Origin of the sequence: Brachybacterium sp. ACRRE, from assembly GCF_022346485.1 — a bacterium.
Lineage (GTDB): Bacteria > Actinomycetota > Actinomycetes > Actinomycetales > Dermabacteraceae > Brachybacterium > Brachybacterium halotolerans.
Map to the genome: position 1 here is coordinate 1 of NZ_JAKRMO010000069.1, position 19,939 is coordinate 19,939.

19 protein-coding genes are annotated in these 19,939 nt (G+C 71.4%); 9 read left to right on the plus strand and 10 right to left on the minus strand.

Annotated features, from left to right (window positions below; all coding sequences use genetic code 11):
- Positions 1 to 199: 199 nt before the first annotated feature.
- Positions 200 to 622 (minus strand): hypothetical protein, encoded by a 423-nt coding sequence (locus tag MHY49_RS16215; protein WP_239205838.1) that lies wholly within the window; start codon positions 620 to 622, stop codon positions 200 to 202.
- A 114-nt stretch (positions 623 to 736) separates the two neighbouring features.
- On the opposite strand from MHY49_RS16215, the gene MHY49_RS16220 reads away from it, so the two are divergent.
- On the plus strand, positions 737 to 970 hold the full coding sequence (locus MHY49_RS16220) for a hypothetical protein (protein ID WP_239205840.1): 234 nt from the start codon (positions 737 to 739) through the stop codon (positions 968 to 970).
- A 45-nt stretch (positions 971 to 1,015) separates the two neighbouring features.
- Here the strand turns inward: MHY49_RS16220 and MHY49_RS16225 are convergent, their stop codons facing one another.
- The 4 genes from MHY49_RS16225 to MHY49_RS16240 form a co-directional block, all read right to left on the minus strand.
- A complete protein-coding gene (locus tag MHY49_RS16225) occupies positions 1,016 to 1,657 on the minus strand; it encodes an NADPH-dependent F420 reductase (RefSeq protein WP_239205842.1) in 642 nt (213 codons plus the stop codon).
- Positions 1,654 to 2,721 carry an exodeoxyribonuclease III gene (locus tag MHY49_RS16230; protein WP_239205844.1) on the minus strand — a complete coding sequence of 356 codons (1,068 nt, stop codon included), beginning with the start codon at positions 2,719 to 2,721 and terminating at the stop codon, positions 1,654 to 1,656. Before MHY49_RS16230 ends, MHY49_RS16225 begins: the two co-directional genes overlap by 4 nt.
- A complete protein-coding gene (locus tag MHY49_RS16235; protein WP_239205846.1) occupies positions 2,718 to 3,266 on the minus strand; it encodes an NUDIX domain-containing protein in 549 nt (182 codons plus the stop codon). The genes MHY49_RS16230 and MHY49_RS16235 overlap by 4 nt, the downstream gene beginning before the upstream one ends.
- A gap of 84 nt (positions 3,267 to 3,350) precedes the next feature.
- Complete coding sequence (locus tag MHY49_RS16240) at positions 3,351 to 3,833, minus strand: pyridoxamine 5'-phosphate oxidase family protein (RefSeq protein ID WP_239205848.1); 483 nt, start codon at positions 3,831 to 3,833, stop codon at positions 3,351 to 3,353.
- A gap of 160 nt (positions 3,834 to 3,993) precedes the next feature.
- Here MHY49_RS16240 and MHY49_RS16245 point away from each other — a divergent pair, with 160 nt between their 5' ends.
- The 6 genes from MHY49_RS16245 (at position 3,994) to MHY49_RS16270 (ending at position 10,574) form a co-directional block, all read left to right on the plus strand.
- Positions 3,994 to 4,287: a DUF1905 domain-containing protein gene (locus tag MHY49_RS16245; RefSeq protein WP_239205850.1), complete on the plus strand. Its 294-nt coding sequence runs from the start codon at positions 3,994 to 3,996 to the stop codon at positions 4,285 to 4,287.
- A gap of 100 nt (positions 4,288 to 4,387) precedes the next feature.
- Positions 4,388 to 5,557: an ROK family transcriptional regulator gene (locus MHY49_RS16250; protein ID WP_239205852.1), complete on the plus strand. Its 1,170-nt coding sequence runs from the start codon at positions 4,388 to 4,390 to the stop codon at positions 5,555 to 5,557.
- 111 nt (positions 5,558 to 5,668) lie between these two features.
- The gene (locus MHY49_RS16255; RefSeq protein WP_239205854.1) at positions 5,669 to 6,973 is read left to right on the plus strand and encodes an extracellular solute-binding protein; all 1,305 of its coding nucleotides are present in this window, start codon (positions 5,669 to 5,671) and stop codon (positions 6,971 to 6,973) included.
- Between the two features lie 43 nt (positions 6,974 to 7,016).
- Positions 7,017 to 7,949 (plus strand): carbohydrate ABC transporter permease, encoded by a 933-nt coding sequence (locus tag MHY49_RS16260; protein WP_239205856.1) that lies wholly within the window; start codon positions 7,017 to 7,019, stop codon positions 7,947 to 7,949.
- Positions 7,946 to 8,869, plus strand: coding sequence for a carbohydrate ABC transporter permease (locus MHY49_RS16265; RefSeq protein WP_239205858.1), 924 nt, complete (start codon positions 7,946 to 7,948; stop codon positions 8,867 to 8,869). The genes MHY49_RS16260 and MHY49_RS16265 overlap by 4 nt, the downstream gene beginning before the upstream one ends.
- A 205-nt stretch (positions 8,870 to 9,074) precedes the next feature.
- The gene (locus tag MHY49_RS16270) at positions 9,075 to 10,574 is read left to right on the plus strand and encodes a sulfatase (RefSeq protein ID WP_239205860.1); all 1,500 of its coding nucleotides are present in this window, start codon (positions 9,075 to 9,077) and stop codon (positions 10,572 to 10,574) included.
- A gap of 137 nt (positions 10,575 to 10,711) precedes the next feature.
- Here MHY49_RS16270 and MHY49_RS16275 read toward each other — a convergent pair whose 3' ends face one another.
- From MHY49_RS16275 to MHY49_RS16290, 4 genes are all read right to left on the minus strand, one after another.
- Positions 10,712 to 12,385: a right-handed parallel beta-helix repeat-containing protein gene (locus MHY49_RS16275; protein WP_239205862.1), complete on the minus strand. Its 1,674-nt coding sequence runs from the start codon at positions 12,383 to 12,385 to the stop codon at positions 10,712 to 10,714.
- Positions 12,386 to 12,504: 119 nt separating this feature from the next.
- On the minus strand, positions 12,505 to 13,569 hold the full coding sequence (locus MHY49_RS16280) for an LLM class flavin-dependent oxidoreductase (RefSeq protein WP_239205864.1): 1,065 nt from the start codon (positions 13,567 to 13,569) through the stop codon (positions 12,505 to 12,507).
- 183 nt (positions 13,570 to 13,752) lie between these two features.
- Positions 13,753 to 13,974 (minus strand): hypothetical protein, encoded by a 222-nt coding sequence (locus MHY49_RS16285; RefSeq protein ID WP_239205866.1) that lies wholly within the window; start codon positions 13,972 to 13,974, stop codon positions 13,753 to 13,755.
- 31 nt (positions 13,975 to 14,005) lie between these two features.
- Positions 14,006 to 14,476 carry a VOC family protein gene (locus MHY49_RS16290; RefSeq protein ID WP_239205868.1) on the minus strand — a complete coding sequence of 157 codons (471 nt, stop codon included), beginning with the start codon at positions 14,474 to 14,476 and terminating at the stop codon, positions 14,006 to 14,008.
- A 147-nt stretch (positions 14,477 to 14,623) separates the two neighbouring features.
- Here MHY49_RS16290 and MHY49_RS16295 point away from each other — a divergent pair, with 147 nt between their 5' ends.
- A complete protein-coding gene (locus MHY49_RS16295) occupies positions 14,624 to 16,315 on the plus strand; it encodes a hypothetical protein (protein ID WP_239205870.1) in 1,692 nt (563 codons plus the stop codon).
- 163 nt (positions 16,316 to 16,478) lie between these two features.
- Positions 16,479 to 17,351, plus strand: a complete 873-nt coding sequence (locus MHY49_RS16300; protein WP_239205871.1) for a glycerophosphodiester phosphodiesterase family protein — start codon at positions 16,479 to 16,481, stop codon at positions 17,349 to 17,351.
- A 219-nt stretch (positions 17,352 to 17,570) separates the two neighbouring features.
- Here the strand turns inward: MHY49_RS16300 and MHY49_RS16305 are convergent.
- A partial coding sequence (locus MHY49_RS16305) for a beta-N-acetylglucosaminidase domain-containing protein (protein WP_239205873.1) occupies positions 17,571 to 19,939 on the minus strand: 2,369 nt, incomplete at its 5' end.

Consider the following 19,939-nt stretch of genomic DNA (forward strand, 5'->3'; position numbering starts at 1 on the left):
GAGTGGGTGGTGGCGGGGTCGGAGCTGGTGTCGGTGCCAGCGCTGGCGTGGGCAATTGTCGCCGAGCGGTGTATAGCGGACCTCTCTGCCTATATAGGCAGAGAGGTCCGCTATACACCGGTGCGTGACCGATCCAGGGGCGTCGGACGAGACGGGCGACAGCGAAGTGCTCGGTGATCCAGGATCGCCGGCGCGGCGTTCAGCCGCTTCGGGGCGGGGCGTTGACGGGGAGCGGCCAATCCTGTGCGTGCGTGAACGGCACGGCGACGACCTGCACGGAGTCCTCGTAGACGATGCGGCCCGGGGTGCTGGTGCGCAGCTCCGTCCAGGGGACCCGGGAGCGATCGAGCAGTTGCGTGTAGGCGTGGGCGATCGCGAGGAGCTCGTCGGCGCTCTCGCGGAACCAGGAGCGAGCGCCCGGATTGCGCTCGCGGTCATAGCAGTCGGCGACCACGGTGCTCGGATCGGTGTACGCGCGTTCGCCGTGTGCGTTCATCCTGCGCACCCAACGATCGTCCTCCGGGGACAGCACGCCGGCGTCGCGCAGGCCGTTGGCCATCGCGAAGATGCCGGGAAAGGTGCCCCGCCGATTGGGCACGGCGCTCTGGAAGCGGACGAACATGCCCCGAGGTTACGCAGGGGATGGGAGGACGTGGTCCGGTTCCGCGACGCGGCGGTGCGTCGGGTCGCTACGGTGGAGGACATGGGTGCAGATCTGCGACGAGCGTCCGGAAGCGTGACCGCGCTGATCATCGCGGTCAGCATTCTCATGGCCTACAACGTGCACTGGCCGGCGAACGTGAAGGTGACGATCGCCGTGGTCGGCCTTCTGATCGCCCTGGTGGTGCGCGATCGGCTCGTGGTGCGTGAGTACCGCGTGGACGACGGCCTCGATACCCGCACGGGCGAGCCGGAGGTCCTCGGCTACGACAACGAGGAGCGGGCCGACGACGGACGCGGCGCGGCCTGAGCCGCGCCGCGCCTCATGCGCCGGCCGGTCGTCGACCGAGCCGTCTCAGCCCTCGCGCTGCGCCTTCGCGAGGTTCGCGCGCAGCTCCTCGGCGTTCTGGCGCACCACGTACGCCGGACGGTCGCGCTCGACCCTCCACGACTCGCTGAGCGGACTCACGTCGACCGCATCGAACCCGATCTCGTCGTACAGCTTCGTCGCGAACTCGAGCGCCTCGGCATCATCGCTGGAGACCGCGAGCGCCCGACGGTCCGGCGTGCCCGCGGGGGCGACGTCGGTCGTGATGTCGGCCGCGGGGATGTGGTTGAACGCCTTGACGACCTTCGAGGTCGGCAGGTGCTCCTGGAGCAGCTGCGACGTGGTGGTCTCGCCCGCGTCCAGTGCCGGGATCTGCCCGTCGCGGCCGGGGTAGTAGTTGTTCGTGTCCAGGACGATCTTCCCGGCGAGCGGCTCGACGGGGATCTGGTCGATCGCCTTCAGGGGCACGGTCACGACGACCACGTCGCCTGCCTCGCCCGCCTCCGCCGCGGTCGCGGCGCGCGCGCCGTCACCGAGCTCGGAGACGAGGTCCGCGAGTGTCTCGGGTCCCCGCGAGTTCGCGATGACCACGTCGTATCCCGCCGTCAGGGCCGCACGTGCGACCTGGCTGCCGATGTTGCCTGCGCCGATGATTCCGATGGTTGTCATGCGTGGTGCAACGCGCGACGGGCCGAGGTGTTCCCGCGGCAGGCGGATGTGACGTCGTGTGTCGGCGGGCCCTCTGACCAGCCCCCGTACTCCACCACCACCGGCGCATGGTCCGACAGCCGCGTCCCCGCCACCTCCCGGTCCACAGCCGCCCGGCGCGCGCTGCGCGCGAGCCGCGGGGTGGCCAGGTGGTAGTCGATGCGCCAGCCCGCGTCCTTCGCGAAGGACTGCCCGAGCCAGGACCACCACGAGTACGGGCCGTCCTCCTCGGGATGCAGGGAGCGCACCACATCCACGAGGGTGCGCGGACCCAGCTGCTGCCCGAACCACTCCCGCTCCTCGGGCAGGAAGCCGTCATTCTGCTGATTGCGACGCCACGCCGCGAGATCCCGGCGGGTGTGGGCGATGTTCATGTCGCCCATCAGCAGGTACTCGCGCCCGGCTGCCGCGGCCGCGCGGCGGGTCCGCGTGAGGTAGGTCGAGAAGGCGGCCATGAACGCCATCTTGCGCGCGTACCGGGCCCCGCCGTCGGGCGCCTCGCGCATCCGCTCGGGCCGCTGCAGCTCCGCCGGCAGACCGCCCTTCGGGAGGTAGAGGCTCGCGATCGTCACCGGAGCATCTGCGAGGTCCACCTCGATGTATCGTCCCTGGTCGGCGAAGGGCCGCAGGCCTCGCGGGAGGACGACGCGGTCTGCTGCAGGGACCTCAGTGAGCAGCGGCGCCCCGTTCGATGCGCTCGGCCGCTCACTGGATGCGGACGGCCCCGCCAGGAGCGCGGCGCCGCTCCACGTGCGCACGGCTGCGGGCGGCTGTCGCGTCAGCACCGCGACCCCGTTGCGCCCGGGGACGTTGCCGGTGTCGAGGGCCGCGTGGTACTCGCCGAAGGCACCGTCCGGCAGCTTGTCGGCCTGGGCACGCACTTCCTGCAGCGCGATCACGTCGCATCCGCGCTCGCGCAGCCAGTCGCCGAAGCCGCGGCGCAGGGTCGCGCGGATGCCGTTGATGTTCACGGTCGCGATGCGCAACGACGTGCCTGCGCCGCCGAAGGTGACCGGGCCGGTCATCGCAGCACCTGCCGCGCGGCCTCGATCCTCCGCGCGCAGCCCGGCGCCAGACCATCGGGCAAGGCATCGACGGCGAACCAGCGCACGTCGCGGCTCTCCTCGCTCACCACGATCCGGGCCGACGGGTCCGCGACCGCGGTGAAGCCGATGTCCCAGTGGGCGCGGCACGTGAAGGCGCCGGCCAGCTCGTGGCGGTCCAGGTCGGTGATCGAGGCCGTGGCGAGGGCGAGGTCCTCGAGCCCGGACTCCTCGCGCGCTTCGCGCAGGGCGGCGTCGGCGAGACCCGCGTCCTCCCGCTCGAGATGCCCGCCGACCTGCACCCAGAAACCGCCCTTGCGGTGGAAGCACAGCAGCACCAGCGCGCCGTCGGGCGAGAACACGAAGGTCGAGGCCGTCACGTGCTCGGGCGCGAGGCCCTTCCACAGCGCGGCCTCGCCTTGCTTCCGGACGAAGGCGAGATAGGCATCGCGGCCGCGGAGGGCCGGAGCGGCCTCGAGGACGCGCAGAACGTCGGCGAGCATCGGGTCATCGGAGTCGGAGTGCACCCGACGATTGTCCCCGCTCGGCCCGCTCTTCCGGACATCTCCTCGGCCGGCTCTCCCGGACGCCTGCTCCGTGCGCCTGCGCGCTCAGAGCTCCGTCTTGCCGGAGACGCCGGGGCCCTCGTCCCCGCTGAGCTTCGCGACCAGCATCTTCGCGGCGGCGACGGGGCGGGGCCCCGGGATCCCCCAGTACTGCGCGGACTCGCCGCGGACCTTCACGAGGCCGAGGTCGGGATCGTCGGCCCCCTGCGGGAAGTAGGCCTCCAGCTGGTCGTCCCACAGTTCCTCGACCTTCGCCCGGTCCTCGACGAACTCGGCGGCACCGGCCACGGACAGCCAGCTGCCCGTCTCCGCGAACGCCAGGTTGACCTGCGGGTTCCCTTGCAGGGCGGTGCCCTGCTCGCCGCTGCGGCCGACGAAGAACCACACGCTCGCGTCGTCCTCCACGCGCATGGGCGTCATCGGATGGGAGACGATCTTGCCGTCGAGCACCGTGGAGAGCATGACGAAGCGCTGCTCCCGCATGATCTCGACGGCCTTCTCCTGGGTGAGCTCCTCGGGATGCGACATGTCTTCTCCTTCGATCGCTCGGTGCGCTCGGTGCGCTCGGGGAGCGCGTGGTGCGCTCGGCGAATGCGGGCGGACGGTGCGTCCGCCGGGCTCGCGACACTACGCGCCGGATCCGACGAAGGACAGGACGGTCGACGGGGAGAGGGCGCATGCTTGCCCCGTGGACCTCTCCTTCGACACCACGCTGATCTCCTGGCGCGGCCCCGCGCCGTTCGTCTTCGCGCGCGTGCCCGAGGACGAGTCCGACGCGATCGCCGACGTCGCCTCGCTGGTCACCTACGGCTGGGGAGCGATCCCCGTGGTCGCGACCATCGAAGGCATCGAGTTCACGACGTCGCTGTTCCCGCGCGAAGGGGTCTACCTCGTGCCCGTGAAGGTCGCGGTGCAGCGCGCGACCGGCCTGGGCATCGGGGACGACGTGCGCGTCGCGCTGCACCTGGAGGTGCGGGACTGAGCCGCCCCCTGGGTTGCGCGGAGCTCCAGGAGCCTTTCCCGCTCTCTCCTCGCTGCGGCTACGATGCCAGCGTCCCGGACCGTTCCAGAGAGGCGCATCCATGCTGAACACGACTCCGGCGCGGATGCTGAGCGAGATCGTGCAGAACGGGCCCGATCATCGCGCCGCGCTGGCGAGGACACTGGGCGTCTCGCGCACCGCGATCTCCAACGCCGTGCAGAGCCTCGAGTCCGCCGGTCTGGTCGAGGTGCCGGTGAGGACGGAGGACCGGCTCACGCTCAAGGACGCCGTCCGTCTGACCCGCGACTTCGGCGTCGCCGGCTCGGTGGTCATGGGCTCGAGCTCCGTCTCCGTCGGCGTCGGGACCTTCGACGGCAGCCTGCTCGCCCAGCGCACCACCCCCATCGATCCGGAGACGGGGGGATCGGAGCGTCTCGCGCTCGCCGTCGAGGGCATCGACGAGGCGATGGGAAGCGCCGCCCCCGACGCGCAGCTGCGGGCGGTCCATCTCGCCGTCAACACGCAGAGCGACCGCCGCACCGGTGAGGTCCTCGGCGGCCTCGCCTCGCAGCAGTGGTCCGGCGTGAATCCCAAGGCAGAGCTCGAGCGCGCACTCGGGACCGCTGTGAGCGTCGAGAACACGGCGCGGCTGCTCGCGCTCACGGAGCGGATCCACCGCTCCGAGCGGGCCGCCGAGGATCTCGTCTACGTCCACCTCTCGCGAGGCATCTCCCTGGGGCACGTGGTGCACGGGGTGATCGTCCCCGGAGTGCGCGGCGGCGCCGGGGAGTTCGGCCATCTGAGCATCGACCGGGACGGAGTGCCCTGCGAGTGCGGGTCGCGGGGATGCCTGATGCAGTACGCGGGGTCGCGCGTCCTCGCCGCGTCGGCGCAGCGGATCCTCGGACCCGAGGCCGGAGCCCAGGACCTGTACGAGGCGGCGTCGCGCGACGGGGGAGAGGCGCGGGACGCGGTGGTCGCCGCTGCACGTGCGGTGGGGACCGCCCTCGCCGGCGTCTGCAACCTGCTGGGACCCGGCATGGTCGTGATCGGCGGTGATCTCGAGCCGGCCGAGCAGCTCGTGCTCGGGACCATCGAGGAGGAGGTGCGGGAGCGCGCCCTGCCGATGGCGAGCGACGGGCTCCTGATCGTGGGCGCCCGCGCCTCGCGCAGCGCCGACGCCGTGCTCGAGGCCGGGCTGGGACGGCTGCGGTGGGATGCGGACGTCCGTGAACAGGTCGTCGAAGGGGCCCTGGTCGTGCCTGGCTGATGCCGAGGATCACGAGAGTGTCACGATAGTTGACAGTATGCGAGAGCGGCTCGCATACTCCTGGCATGCCCGCTTCCGCGTGGCAGTCCCTCGTGATCCAGGAGCACGACAATGGAGTCCAGACTCAGCCGCCGTCACGTCCTCGCCGCCTCGTCCGCCGGTGCGGCCCTGCTCGGTCTCGCCGCCTGCGGCGGCTCGGATTCGGGCTCCGGCTCGTCCGACCGCGACCCTTCGAAGATCTCCGACCAGACCGTTCGGGTCTGGTTCATGGAGGGCTCGATCTCCGATGAGGCCACCAAGGCCCTCGTCGACGCCTTCGAGAAGAAGTTCCCCGGCAACAAGCTGTCCGTGGAGGTGCAGCCGTGGGACGGCATCGTCTCCAAGCTGCAGACCTCGCTGGCCTCGAAGTCCGAGAGCCCCGATCTCGTGGAGACCGGCAACACCCAGTCCAACACCTTCACCACGGTGGGCGCCTTCGCCGACATCTCCGATCTCCTCCCCGATCTGGGCGGCGACAAGCTGATCCAGAGCTTCGTGGACGCGGGGTCCGTCGACGGCAAGAACTATGCGGTGCCGCTGTACGCCGGCGCGCGCGGCCTGTTCTACCGCAAGGACCTCATGAAGAAGGCCGGCATCGATCTGCCGACCACGATCGACGAGCTGAAGAAGGCCGCGATCGACCTCGGCGACGCCAATCCGGCGGGCACCAAGGGCTTCTCCGGCATCTACCTCGCCGCGGTCGACATCCACGGCGTCGAGTCCCTGCTCTTCGCCTCGGGCGGCGAGTACGCGAGCGGGTCCGGCGACTCGTGGACCCCGAAGATCGCCGAGGACGCCTCCGTCTCCGCGCTGGAGACGATCTCCGAGATCTTCTCCGACGGCACCGCGTACGCCCTCGACTCCGCGGCCGCGCAGAAGTCGTTCGAGAAGTACTTCAACGACGAGAAGGTCGGGATGCTCATCGCGACCGGCAACATCGGCACGAAGATCGACAAGAAGCTGTGGGACGCGGACAAGGTCGGCGTCATGGCCCTGCCCAGCCTCCACGCGGGCGAGATCGGCGCGACCTTCGCCGGCGGCTCCAACATCTCGATCGCCCAGAACGCCCAGAACCCCGAGCTGGCCCGCGAGGCCCTCAAGCTGATCTTCGCCGAGGACTTCCAGACCCATCTGGCCACGGACGGCTGGGTGCCCGGGAACATCGACTTCGGGGACAAGATCCCCGGGGAGTTCGGGAAGATCTCGCCGGAGATCGTCAAGGCCTCCAAGCTGACGCCGAACACCCCCCAGTGGGGCGTCGCCATGGGGGACAACATCGTGCGGGACTTCTACACGAAGATCGCCCAGGGCAAGGACGTGAAGAGCACCGCGGAGGAGTTCAGCGGCCAGCTCGACGACGTCCTCAACGACAAGTGAGCCGTCCCGGCACCGTCCATCCCCCACAGGAGGTCCTCGTCCGATGACGACCATCGTCCGGCCGCGGCGACCCCGCGGCGTCCTCGCCCACCGGCTCGCCCCCGCGCTCCTGCTGCTCCCGGCGGTGCTCCTGGTGGTGATCGCCCTGGGCTATCCGCTGGTGCGGCAGGTCATCATGTCGTTCCAGGAGTTCGGGCTCGCCCAGCAGTTCGGTCAGCCGCCCGCATGGGTGGGCCTCGCGAACTACACGAAGATCCTGAGCGACCCGTACTTCTGGACCGTCCTGGGGCGCTCCGTGCTCTTCTGCGTGTGGACCGCCGGCTGGACGATGGGCATCGGACTGGCCTTCGCACTGATGATGCGTGCGGCCTCCCGCGTGGGGCGCACCTTCATGAGCGTGTCCCTGGTGATCGTGTGGGCGATGCCGCTGCTGGCCGCCCTCACGGTCTGGCAGTGGCTCGTCGACCCGAACTTCGGGCTCGTCAACCACGTGCTCACGGGGATCGGCCTCGACGGGTTCGAGGGCTTCTCCTGGCTGGCGGACAGCCCCTGGACCTTCTTCCTCATCGCCTCGATCGTCATCATCTGGGTCTCGACGCCGCTGGTGACGATCACGATCTTCGCCTCCCTCACCCAGGTCGACGAGTCCCTCATCGAGGCCTCGCAGCTGGACGGCGCGACCTACCTGTCCCGGCTGCGCTTCGTGATCCTGCCGATCATCCTGCCCGTGGTCATGCTCATGGGCGTCCTCCAGGTCATCTGGGACCTGCGCGTCTTCACCCACATCCACGTGCTCCAGGCCTCCGGCGGCGTGACCACGCAGACGAACCTCCTGGGCACCTACGTGTTCCAGGTGGGCATCTCCCAGGGCGACTACGGCGTCGCCTCCGCCCTGGCGATGGTGATCCTGCTGCTCACGCTGATCATGACCGCGGCGTACATCCGCATGCTCTTCACGCAGGAGGACCCGGCATGACCAGCACATCCCTGAATGCACGCGCGGATGCCGGGAGCCCGGCGGCCGCCGCCGCGCCCGCCGTCCGCGACGGCGCCCGTCGGCGCACGAGCCGGCGCTCGCGTCGCCGCATCGTGGTCGATGCGATCCTCGTGGTCTCGGCGCTCGTGTGGCTGATCCCCGTCTACTGGATGGTGAACTCCTCGCTGCAGAGCGAGAGCGACCTGCTCTCGAGCCCGCCCCACGTGCTCCCGCTCCACCCGCGCTTCGAGGCGTATGCGAGCGTGCTGCACGACAGCGCCTTCTGGTCGGCCATGGGCATGTCCCTCGCGACGGCCCTCGTGACCGTCGTCGTGACGACCATCGCCTCGTTCCTCGCGGCGCTCGCGATCTCCCGCTTCCGCTTCCTGGGCCGCAAGGCGCTGATCATCGCGATCCTCGTGGTGCAGATGATCCCCGCGGAGGCGCTGTTCATCTCGCAGTACCGGATGCTCGACGCCTGGAGCCTGCTGAACTCCGTGGCGGGCCTCTCGCTCCTCTACATCGGCGGGGTGCTCCCCTTCGTGATCTGGATGATGCGCGGATTCGTCGACGGCATCCCCGCGGATCTCGAACAGGCCGCGATGATCGACGGCTGCTCCCGCGTGGGCGCCTTCATCCGGGTGACCCTCCCGCTGCTGGCGCCCGGCCTGGTGTCGACGAGCGTCTTCTCCTTCCTGCATTCGTGGAACGAGTACACGCTCGCCCTCATCATCCTCTCGAAGAACTCGGCGGTGACCCTCCCGATCTGGCTGCAGTCCTTCCAGCAGGGGCTGCGCGACACCGACTGGGCGGGCGTGATGGCGGGCTCGACCCTCATCGCCGTCCCCGTGATCATCCTGTTCGCCCTGGTGCAGACCCGCATGGCGGACAGCATGGTCAGCGGCGCCGTGAAGGGCTGATCCCGACCCGGTCCGGATCGGCCCGACCCGGTCCGGATCGGCCCGGCCCGGGTCGGCTCGGCCCGGGTCGGCTCGGCCCGGTCCGCGGGGCCGCTCCGCTCCCGCAGGGGTGCAGCGATGCACCATCACCTCATCCCGGGGCCGCGCACGCGCCGCGCGGCCCCGTCGCTCCCCCAGGCGCAGACGAAGGAGGTGCGCGGTGCCCATGGCACAGCGACCCGCTGACCGGACCGACCGACGCCCGAACATCGTGTTCATCATGTCCGACGACCACGCCGCCCACGCGATCTCCGCGTACGGGGCGGGGCTCAACAGCACCCCGTGCCTGGACCGGATCGCTCAGGAGGGGGTGCGCATGGACGACGTCTTCTGCACGAACTCCATCTGCACCCCGTCGCGCGCCTCGATCCTCACGGGCACCTACAGCCACGTCAACGGCGTCGCCACGATCTACACGGAGATCGACCATCGCCTCCCGACCTTCCCGGAGGTGCTCCGCGACAGCGGCTACGCGACCGGCCTGTTCGGGAAGTGGCACCTCGGGCTCAGCGAGCAGTCGAGGCCGCGCGGCTTCGACGACTGGCGCATCTTCCCCAACCAGGGCGAGTACCGCGATCCCCTCATGATCGGGCCGACGGGGGAGGAGACGGTCGAGGGCTACGCGACGGATCTCGTGACCGACATGAGCCTGGACTGGCTGGGACGCGTCCGGGAGGAGCGGCCGGAGGACCCGTTCTGCCTGCTCGTCCACCACAAGGCGCCGCACCGCCCGTGGGTCCCGCACGAGCGCCACCGCGATCTCTACCCCGTCGGGTCGATCCCCGAGCCCGAGACGCTCTTCGACGACCACGAGGGCCGCTCCGAGGTGATCCGGGACCTCCACATGACGATCGCCGACCACCTCACCGAGGCGGACATCAAGGAGGCGGTCCCCGAGGAGCTGCGCGGGGAGGACGCGCGCGTCGAGCGCACCCGGTGGAAGTACCAGCGGTACATGCGGGACTACCTGCAGACCGTGCAGGCGATCGACGACGGCGTGGGTCGCGTCCTCGACGAGCTCGACGAGCTGGGCGTCGCGGACGACACCCTGGTCATCTACACCTCCGACCAGGGGTTCTTCCTCGGGGACCACGGCTGGTACGACAAGCGGCTGATGTTCCGCGAGTCCCTGCGGATGCCCGTGCTCGTGCGCTGGCCGCAGCGGATCCCCGCCGGCTCGACCTGCGAGGACATCGGCACCAACGTCGACTTCGCGGCGACCATCCTCGACGCCGCCGGCATCGATGCGCGGACCGCGATGCCCAGGCAGCAGGGGAGGAGCCTGCTGCCGGTGATGGGCGGCGAGACGCCGTCGGACTGGCCGCAGTCGATGTACTACCGCTACTGGGAGCATCTGGACGTGGACCACAACGCCCCGGCCCACTACGGGGTCCGCACCCACGACTTCCTGTTCGTCGACTACTACGGCGACGGCATGGGGGCCCCGGGGTCCTCGGACGACCGCCTCACCGAGGAGCTCGAGCTGTACGACCTGCGCGCCGACCCCGCGGAGCTCCACAACGTCGCCCACGATCCGGGCTACGCGGAGGCGCTCGCCCGGATGCAGGACGAGCTCGCGCGCCTGCAGGAGCAGTACGAGGACCACCCGTACACGGGGCCGTCCACGCCGCGTCCGGACTGGGGCCCCGCCCTGCCCCGTCACTGAGCGGCGCGGCGTCCGGAGGAATCCGGAGGGGGCGCGTCCTCTTGTCCACGCGACGACGCGGAACGGGGCCGGTCGGGAGTGATCCCGGCCGGCCCCGTTCCTGCGTCCCGGAGCGCGGCGCGCTCCTCGGACGGCGCTCAGCAGCGCCGCGGTGCCTCGAGCGCGCCCGCGGTGGGCGCGCGATGGTGCACGCGCTTCCCGCTGTAGTCCCGCAGGCCCCGCTCGACCGACGGCGCGAGCCCGCGGGCGGGCGAGTGCCGGTCGACCCGGTAGGCCCGGGCGACGTCGAAGGCGTCCTGGGCGGTCCCGGGGTCGCAGAGCAGCGGGTCCGCGGTGCTGCCCGTCGGATCCTCCGGGGCGCCGGCGACCCCGTGCAGGACGTTGCCCGAGAAGGTGTACCCGGTGGCGGAGGCGAGGTTCATGTCGATGCTCCCGCCCTCGCTCGCGGAGACGATGTTCCCCTCGAAGCGCACGTTCCTCAGTGATTCGGTGTTCTCGTTGACCAGGGTCTGGGTGACCCCCTCGCCCACCGAGATGGTGTTGTTGCGGATGAGGGCGGACTCGATCTCGTCGACGCAGTTCTCGACCCCGCGGTACTGGTCGTTCTGGGACACGTTGTACTGGACGAGGGAGCCGCGCTGCCTGTCCTCATGGGTGCAGAGCAGGAAGAATCCACCCTCGTTGTCGTGGCTGTAGTTGTACTGGAAGGTGTTGTCGACCGTGGCGCCGTCGATGTCGTACGCCATGCCGTCCAGGTGGCCCTTCCCGCCCGAGGCCTCGTTGTACTGGGCGAGGGCGTCATCGGAGTTGAAGGTCCAGAGCCCGGCGTTGTACTCCTTCGAGCGCACGTTGAAGCCGCGCACCACGTTGTCCTGCAGCAGGGCGCCCTGCGTCGTGTTCGCGACGATGCCGTCGCCGCCCGCGTCCTCGATGAGGTTCCGCTCGATCTTCACGCGGGTCGAGGGCGTCCAGTCCTCGGGGTCCGTGCATCCGATCTCGGCGCGGCACGTGAAGTCCGAGAGCACGACGACCATCGCCTGCCGGTCGACGTGGCGGATCGAGTTGTCATGGATCCGCACGTCGTCGAAGGCGGAGGGCGTGCTCCCGGTGACGCGGAACGCGAGGCCCTGGGAGCCGTCGGGGCCCTTCGCGTCGTCGCCGAGCACGTCGTGGATGTCGAGGTTCCGGAGTTCGAATCCGCTGCGGGTGCCCGTGTCGGCGAGGGAGACGAGCACGCCGCGGCGCGCGGTGCCCGGGTCGGTGCTGTTCGTGACCTCGAGGTCCTGCAGGACGACGTGCTCCATGTTCTGCAGGTGGACGGCCGATGCGGCCCCGTCGCCCTCGACGTGCGCGCGGGCCGTGCCGTGGCCGTAGGCGCCGACGACGATCGGGGCCTTCGTCGTCCCGCGCCCGGTGAGGGTCAGGGTGCCCTCGCAGGTCGTCCCGCGGCGGAGCAGCAGGTGGTCCCCGGCGGAGAGCGTCCTGGCGCCGGCGGCCTCGAGGGAGTTCAGCGGGGCGCGGGCGCTGCCGTCGCCGTTCGTCGAGGCCGAGCAGTCGACGTGGATGGCGCGGGAGGCGCGGCCGGCGGAGCCGTGGTCGCGGCGGGAGTGCTCCCAGGCCGTGGTTCCGGGCACCGCGCCGTCGCTCGTGCGGGGCCCGACGGACCCGTGCGCCGGTGCGGCGGACGAGACCTGTGCGGCCGGGGCGGGGCGGGTGTCGTGGGATGCGGCGTGGGCCGGGGCCGCGAGTGCGGCGGCGGCGACCAGGGTCAGGGCGCCGACCATCCATCTGCTGGGTCGGGACTGGGGCATGGCTCCTCCTTGAGCGGGTGCAGGGACGACCGCGGGAACGCGGTGTGTGCCACCTCACCATGCGGAAGGAAGAGTGTCAATAATCGTGACGCTTTTGCGGCTGCTGGGCCCGCCTGAGCTCAGACCGCATCGCCTTCCACGGGCCCCTCCGTGTTCGGCCTCCAGCCGAGCGCGGGCGCGACGTGCTGCGCGAAGGACTCGAGGATGTGCAGGTTCAGGTCGACGCCGGCCTGCGAGGGGATCGTGAGCATGAGGGTGTCGGCGCTCTGCACGGCCGCGTCGGCCCTCAGCTGCTCGATCAGCTGATCGGGCTCGCCGGTGAAGGTGCGGCCGAAGGTCGAGCGCATGCCGTCGATGATGCCGATCTGGTCGGCGCCCTCGCCCGGGCGCATGCCGAACAGCATCCGGTCCTGCTCGTCGATGATCGGGAACACGCTGCGCGAGACGGACACGCGCGGACGCCCGGTGTGCCCGGCCTCCCGGTAGGCGGCGCGGAAGCGCTCGATCTGCTCGGCCTGGAGGTCGCCGAAGGACTCGCCGGTGGCCTCGGTGAGCAGGGTCGAGCTCATGAGGTTCAGCCCCATGCGACCCACGTTCTCGGCGCTCTCGCGGCTCCCCGCGCCCCACCAGATGTGGTCGGCGAGGTCGGGGGAGTGCGGTTCGATGCGCAGTCCCGCCCCGGGCACGGCGCTCGACATATATCCGTTCTCGGCGGTGCGGGCCATGGGCTCCCCGCGCACGGCGCGCAGGAACAGGTCGAACTTCTCGCGGGCCACGTCGGCGCCGCGCGGGTCGGTCGAGCCGTGGTATCCGAAGGACTCCCAGCCGCGCTCGGCCGGCTCGGGGCTCCCGCGGGAGACGCCGAGGGCGAGGCGGCCGTCGGCCAGCAGATCGAGCGCCGCGGCCTCCTCGGCCAGGTAGAGGGGGTTCTCGTAGCGCATGTCGATGACGCCGGTGCCCACCTCGATGCGCTCGGTGCGCGCCGCGGCGGCGGCGAGCAGCGGCATCGGCGAGGCCGACTGCCGGGCGAAGTGGTGGACGCGGAAGTAGGCGCCGTTCACGCCCAGCTCGTCCGCGCCCGAGGAGATGTCGACGGCGTCGTGCAGCATCTGCCGCGCGTCGACGCCGGGGGCGCCCACGGCGCTGCCGTAGTGGCCGAAGCTCAGGAATCCGAAGGCTCGCATAGTGGGACCAACCCTATCGGGTCATTGAATATTCCACGACAGACGCGGTCGCGCTGTCGCGAGGCGCGGGGCCCGCCGTCCGGCGACGTCGTCCGACGGCGCCTGCTGCCGGGACCACCGCTGCCGGGACCACCGCTGCCGGGACCACTGCTGCCGGGACGATGGCTGCCGGGACGGCCGCTGCTACCGGCTCGCGTTGCGAGGGTGACGTTTCACCGCCCGTTCGTTGCCGCGCCGGTAGTTCCCGGTCAGGCGCGCCATGAGCTCCTGCGCGCCTCCGGCCCCGGCGTCCTCGAGGAAGTCGGCGGCGCGCCGGCCGCGCAGGGTGGTGGCGGGCCTGCCGTGGTGCAGGATCACCACGTCCTCGCCGCGCTCGACGTACTCGAACCCCTCGGGTCTGCCCATGGCGGCACGGTACGCGCGCCCCGCGGGCGGGTCACGCGGTTTCCGGGTTCGAGCCGTCGGCCCCGGCCGCTGAGGGGCCGTGCTCACCGGGCACCACGAACGCCCAGAGCACGCCGAAGCGATCCGTGACCTGACCGTAGTGGTCGCCCCACGGGGCGAGGGCGAAGGGCATCGCGACGCGACCGCCGCCGCTGACGAGGGCGTCGATGAGCGCGTGCGCCTCCGCCGTCGTCTCGAGGCCGATGAGGAAGGAGTACACGTCCGAGGACACCTCGGGCTGGTCGGGACCTACGGCGTCGCCGCCCGTGAGCGTGATGCGCCCTCCGTGCAGCTCCGCGTGGGCGACCGCGTCCTGCGGGGGCTGGAAGGGGAAGCCCTCGGTCGGGAAGGCGCCGTAGTGGGAGATCTGCAGCTCGCCGCCGAACACGTCGGCGTAGTGGCGGAAGGCCTCGTCGGCCGTGCCGGGGAAGCTGATGTACGGAGCGAAGGCGGGAGAGGCCATGGCGGGTGTCCTTCGGGACGGAGTGCGGAGCGAGGGCAGGTGCCGGTGCCGGACAGTATCACCCGGATGTGACCCCCGTTACCCTGGACGGGCAGGGCAGGCCACGTCGCATCGGAGCGCGGGCCCGCCGGCGGGGAGGGAGGGGACATGCGCGCTCGACGACGCGCAGCGGCAGCGGCCGCCGCCGTGCTGCTGGTCCTCACGGGCTGCTCCGTCCCCCAGCCCTCCGAATGGACCTACCATCACTCGGCCCTTCTGCGTCCGGCCGATGACCTGCGCACCATCGGCGACGCGTGGCGCGAGAGCCTCACCGAGGGGACGGTGCGCGCGAACATCCCCGCCGACGCCGCCTGCTACTTCCATCTCGAGGGCGGCGCGATCCAGGACGACGTGGTCTGCGGGCCCACCCGCCGCGCCGGCCACAGCGCGACGATCTGGCAGCAGGCACCGATCACATCGTTCTACCAGCGCAGCGGCAAGTCCGCACTGACGCTCGGCGGCGACGGCAGCTTCCACGACGTCGACCCCCGCAGCGTCGGCGAGCTGCGCGCGGCCGACGGCTCGGAGCCCGACCTCACGGTCTCCATCGGCCCGCCGCGCGGCACCGAGCTCGCCGCGGGCGAGTCCGTCGAGGTCCCCGCGCGCCCCCAGACGGCCGACGACCGCTCGACCTACGGCGGCTGCATGCTCACCGACAGCGCCCTGTGCACGGTCGACACCGCGGGCGACAGCGGCCGCCGCATCCTCGGCCTCGCGGGCCGCGAGGTCCTCGTCGTCTTCCAGGAGGTCCGCGACGCCGGGTACGCCGCCGAGCCCTACGACGCCGCGCCCGGCACGCACCTCATGGCCGTCACCATCGTCAACACCCGGTCCGAGGGCGTGGCCGGCGGGGGCGGGTCGGGCGAGGGGGAGTCCGACGGCGCAACCCTCGCCACGCTCATGCCCGTGGGCACGAAGGGAGCGCTGGGCGGCGCGGAGGACGGCACGCTGACGGCCTCCCTCGCCGTCGGCGACGGGAAGCCGCAGGGTCTCGGCGACCTCCCCGAGACCACGGTGACCGCCGACGAGGTGCTCGACCGGCTCAGCAGCGACGCCCCGCCGTCGGCCGACGAGGACCGCCCGGCGGGCACGACCGTCCGCCTCGTCGCCGTCCCCGACGACGATCCCGTCGTCGTCATGGTCTCCGACGGAGCGCACGAGGCCGCGTTCCGCAGCGACGAGGCGCCGACCGCGACGACGGTCCCCGCGGACCAGCAGGACTTCTTCCCGATCATCGACCCGTACGGCGACACCCTGCCCGCGGGGATCTCCCTCGGCGTCGACGGCACGCTCGACCTCGGCGGACGCACGACGCACGACACGATGCCCGTCGAGCTGCGGGCGGAGGTCTCCGCACTCTCGAACGACGACGAGCACGTGCTGGGCACCGACGACGACGGGCGCCCCCGGGCCATCGCCTTCCGCCCCGAGGGTGCGCACCGCGCGACGTACGTGCCCCGCGTCGAGATCCGGGACGCGGAGCTCACGACCGGTGACAGGACCATCAGGTTGAAGGGCGCGGCGGACGACGAGGCCGCGGAGGCGCGCGCGACGGCCACGGCCGACCTCTCCGGGATCGACGCCCCCGATCCCGCGACCCCCGTCAGTGCGGACGACGAGGAGACCGCGCTCTGGGACGTCCGGCTCCGGGCCCACGTGGTGCTGCACCTCGATCTCGCCGATCACCAGGACGGCGCCCTGCCGTCCGACCAGCCGAAGCATCTGGAGTGGTCGCAGGACGTCGACGAGTCGCCCGGGATCTTCGGCTCCCCGGGCTTCGCGACCGTCGACGGCTGGTGACCGGGTCCGGGCCGATGGATCGTGCCCTGTCCGCGGTCCTGCGCCGTGCCCCGGCGAACGTGCGCTGACGGCCGGACTCCGTGCGGGGAACATCGGGCGAACACTTCGGCATCACGGCTCGCGCGTCGTCGTCGTGCAGGGCGATCGCGCACAGGATGAAGACATGGATTCCGTCATGGAGCGCATGTCCCTCGCCCGTTCCGCCTCCGCACGAACCCCCTCCTCCTCGTCCGCCTCCCTGTCCGCCCCGGTCGCCTCGCCCCGCCCGGCCGTGATCGGCCACCGCGGCGCCCCCGTCGGCGCCCCCGAGAACACCCTCGCCTCCTTCGGCCGCGCCGTCCGCGACGGGGCCGACGCCCTCGAGTGCGACGTCCACCTGAGCGCCGACGGCCACCTCGTCGTCATGCACGACTCCAGCATCGACCGCACCGCCTCCCCGCACGGGCCCCTGTGCGGCGGCGACATCGCCGACCTCACCCGTGCCCAGCTGGACACCGTCGAGCTCGGCGGCGGCGAGCGCATCCCCTCGCTCGACGACTACCTCGACGTGTGCGGGGGCGGGGCGGGCCGTGCCGTCGGCGCGGTCGTCGAGGTCAAGGCCCCGGCCGCCGCCCGCGCGACCGCCCTCGCGCTGCGCGAGCGCTTCGGGACGCAGCCGATGCCCCTGCCCGATGGCACCCCGCCCGCGGTGATCATCTCCTTCCACCCGGAGGCGCTGCGCACCGTGCGCGAGACCGCGCCGGAGATCCCCATCGGTCTGCTCGCCGCGGGTGTCGACGACGAGGTGATGCAGGTGCTCGCCGAGCTGCGGGCCGAGCGCGTGAGCGTGTGGATCCAGACCCTCGAGGACGGCGACGCGGACCGCGCCTGGGCCGCGAGCGGCGCGAGCCTGCACGTGTGGACCGTGAACACCCCCGAGCACCTCGACGCGGCGCTCGCCGCGGACGTCGCCTCGATCACGACCGACGACCCGGGCTGGGTCGTCCGCGAGCGCGACCGCCGGGCGCGGACCCCCGGCGCGCTGCCGGTCGCCTGAGCAGGCTCACTGCGCCGTCGGCTGACCCGTTCCGCGGCCCCGACCCTTCCCGGCCCTCACCGCGCCTCCCCGGCCCTCCCCGCGCCTCCCCGCGCCGGGGTGCCCGGTGGTGTGCCGCGCGCTTGTGCGGGTCTGCGGACCATTCACGCGCACGAATGGTCCGCAGACCCGCACAGAGCGGAAGGTCCCGCGGCGCGCCGCGCGTGACGCGCCGCGCGCTCAGCTCCCGTTCGGCACCTTGTCGGAGACGGCGAACTCGCGCACCTGCACCCACTTCCCGCCGGGGTTCTTCCCGGTCACGCGCACCCGCACGTGGGAGGCGCGCACACCCGCCCCGAGCTCCTTCGTGAACACCGGATCGCCCGTCAGCGTGCCGATCGTCGACCATTCCTCGCCGTCGGGCGAACTCTCGACGACCCCCTTGTAGACCTGGTCGCCCGCCGTCGTGTCCGACTTCGCCATCTTCAGCTGCACGAAGCGCAGGTCGGACGGGTTCGTGAGCTCGAGGGTGATCGTGTCGTCCTTCTTCGGCGCGCGCGAGGACCAGAACATCGTGGACTCGTCGCCGTCGACCATGAGCGCCGGAGCGTGGTCCTGGTACTGGTCCAGGGTCGTGCTCGCCGTGGCGGGCAGGCCGACGAAGGGCAGCGACGGGTCGTCGGGCAGCACGTCGCGCAGCTGCGCCCACGCCCAGGCGATGAACACCTCGAACACGCCGTCGCCGACGCTCGGGGTGATCTGGTCCTCCTTGTACACGCCGTCCTCGCCCTGGTCGGGGACGGTCGCAGCGGTCGCCGCCCGGAAGCTGGCCTTCGCGCTCGCCGCGGCCTTCGAGGCCTTCTTCAGCGCGCCGTCCTCGAGGGCGGTGAGCATGCGGTCCTGCTCTTCGAGGCCCTGCGCCCACTGGGACGCGGCGGTCATCCAGGGCTTCGTGTCGTCGACGAAGCCCTGCGAGGCCATCGCCTCGAGGGTGCGCGGCAGCTTGGTGATCCGGTTCAGCCGCGTGCGCAGTTCCTGGCGCCCGCCCTGGGAGCCGGCCTCATAGGCCTTCCGGTAGGCCTCGACGTCGGCGGACAGCGCGGGCGCCTTCGGCGATCCGTCCCGGTAGGGCCAGTTGACGTTGAGGTCGACGAAGACGTCGAGCGCCCGGCGCACCTGCCTGTCGTCGCCGGCGAGCTCGTCGAGGGCGTCGGCGAAGGAGTCCTCGGCCTCGTAGGCGGGCGGGTTCCAGCAGTAGTCGGCGTAGTTCGCGAGCGCCGGCAGGGACGCGTACGGCTCGATCATCGGGTTCGACGTGAAGCCGTCGAAGTGCTCATGGAGGGTGTCCGCGCGGCCCTCGAGCGGATTCAGGAAGATGCGGTCGCGGCGCCCGTCGTTGACGGGGAAGTTGTCCCACACGTAGAGGTGCTCGGAGTGGTAGGACTCCTCGGCCCTGCTCGCGGAATCCACGGTGACCTGCGGGGAGAACACCCCCTCACCGGTCCACTGCACGCGGATATCCGGGTCGATCCCGGTGCCGAACGCCGTCTTGTAGTCCGAGGGGCCCGAGCCCCAGTACTCCGTGGGGACGGTCTGCAGCGGCTCGAGATCGTTGGCCTTCACGTACTCGTCCTGCAGACGGTTCAGGTAGTGCGCCTGCGCGGCGGCGAGCGAGTCGAACTGCGCGGCGTCCTCCTCGTTCAGCTCCGTGGGGATGTCGTCCAGGGCGATGTAGAAGCTGGTCACGCCGAGGTCCCGCACCTGGTCGAACTTCTTCACGGTGGCCGCGAAGTCCGCGTCGCTGCCGTAGGTGATGTCGTTGCCGGGGGAGAGGGCGTAGGTGAAGTGCACGTGGTTCTTCGTGGCGGTCTCGACGAGCTCCGCCATGTCCTCCAGGGCCTCGCCCTCGTAGAGGTCCCGCCATTTCGAGCGCAGCAGCAGATCGTCCTTGGGCGTGTAGATGTAGGTGTTGAGCTTGCGGCGGCCGTAGAACGGGAAGTGGTCCAGCCTCGCCTGGTGCGACCACGGGATCCCGTAGAAGCCCTCGATCGAGCCGCGGATGGGCATGAGCGGCCAGTCGCGCACCTCGACCTGGCGCAGACGGCTCGTGCCCGCGAGCAGCCGGCGCAGGGTCTGCACGGCGTAGAAGGAGCCGGCGGCATCGCGGCCCGCGAGCACCACGAGCGCGCCCTTCGAGCGTCCCGCGGCGAGCACGTACCCCTCGGCCTCGAGATCATCGGCCCCCTTCGCGCCGAGCGCCTTCAGGCTCGGGGCGATGGTCGGGTTGTCCTCGGCGGTGCCCAGGTGGATGCGGGTCCCCTGCGCGGTGGTCTTCTCGCTGGTCGCGGTGATGAGGGAGACGGACGCACCGGCATCCTCGAGCACCTCGCGCAGGGCCGCGAGCGCGGCGTCGTCCGTGTCCTTGCCGACGATCACGCTCACCTTCCCGGCGAGCGACACGCTCCCGTCGAACTCGGTGACCTTCTGGGGGACGGGGTGCACGGGAAGGAGCTCCTTCGCGGACTCCGTGCGGGGAACATCGGGCGAACACTTCGGCATCACGGCTCGCGCGTCGTCGTCGTGCAGGGCGATCGCGCACAGGATGAAGA

Coding starts and splice junctions, on each gene's coding strand:
- MHY49_RS16240 (WP_239205848.1), bottom strand. CDS start 3,833: ATGTCGCATCCCGAGGAGCTCACCCAGGAGAAGGCCGTCGAGATCATG.
- MHY49_RS16265 (WP_239205858.1), top strand. CDS start 7,946: ATGACCAGCACATCCCTGAATGCACGCGCGGATGCCGGGAGCCCGGCG.
- MHY49_RS16260 (WP_239205856.1), top strand. CDS start 7,017: ATGACGACCATCGTCCGGCCGCGGCGACCCCGCGGCGTCCTCGCCCAC.
- MHY49_RS16275 (WP_239205862.1), bottom strand. CDS start 12,385: ATGCCCCAGTCCCGACCCAGCAGATGGATGGTCGGCGCCCTGACCCTG.
- MHY49_RS16255 (WP_239205854.1), top strand. CDS start 5,669: ATGGAGTCCAGACTCAGCCGCCGTCACGTCCTCGCCGCCTCGTCCGCC.
- MHY49_RS16225 (WP_239205842.1), bottom strand. CDS start 1,657: ATGACAACCATCGGAATCATCGGCGCAGGCAACATCGGCAGCCAGGTC.
- MHY49_RS16300 (WP_239205871.1), top strand. CDS start 16,479: ATGGATTCCGTCATGGAGCGCATGTCCCTCGCCCGTTCCGCCTCCGCA.
- MHY49_RS16290 (WP_239205868.1), bottom strand. CDS start 14,476: ATGGCCTCTCCCGCCTTCGCTCCGTACATCAGCTTCCCCGGCACGGCC.
- MHY49_RS16280 (WP_239205864.1), bottom strand. CDS start 13,569: ATGCGAGCCTTCGGATTCCTGAGCTTCGGCCACTACGGCAGCGCCGTG.
- MHY49_RS16295 (WP_239205870.1), top strand. CDS start 14,624: ATGCGCGCTCGACGACGCGCAGCGGCAGCGGCCGCCGCCGTGCTGCTG.
- MHY49_RS16285 (WP_239205866.1), bottom strand. CDS start 13,974: ATGGGCAGACCCGAGGGGTTCGAGTACGTCGAGCGCGGCGAGGACGTG.
- MHY49_RS16230 (WP_239205844.1), bottom strand. CDS start 2,721: ATGACCGGCCCGGTCACCTTCGGCGGCGCAGGCACGTCGTTGCGCATC.
- MHY49_RS16215 (WP_239205838.1), bottom strand. CDS start 622: ATGTTCGTCCGCTTCCAGAGCGCCGTGCCCAATCGGCGGGGCACCTTT.
- MHY49_RS16250 (WP_239205852.1), top strand. CDS start 4,388: ATGCTGAACACGACTCCGGCGCGGATGCTGAGCGAGATCGTGCAGAAC.
- MHY49_RS16270 (WP_239205860.1), top strand. CDS start 9,075: ATGGCACAGCGACCCGCTGACCGGACCGACCGACGCCCGAACATCGTG.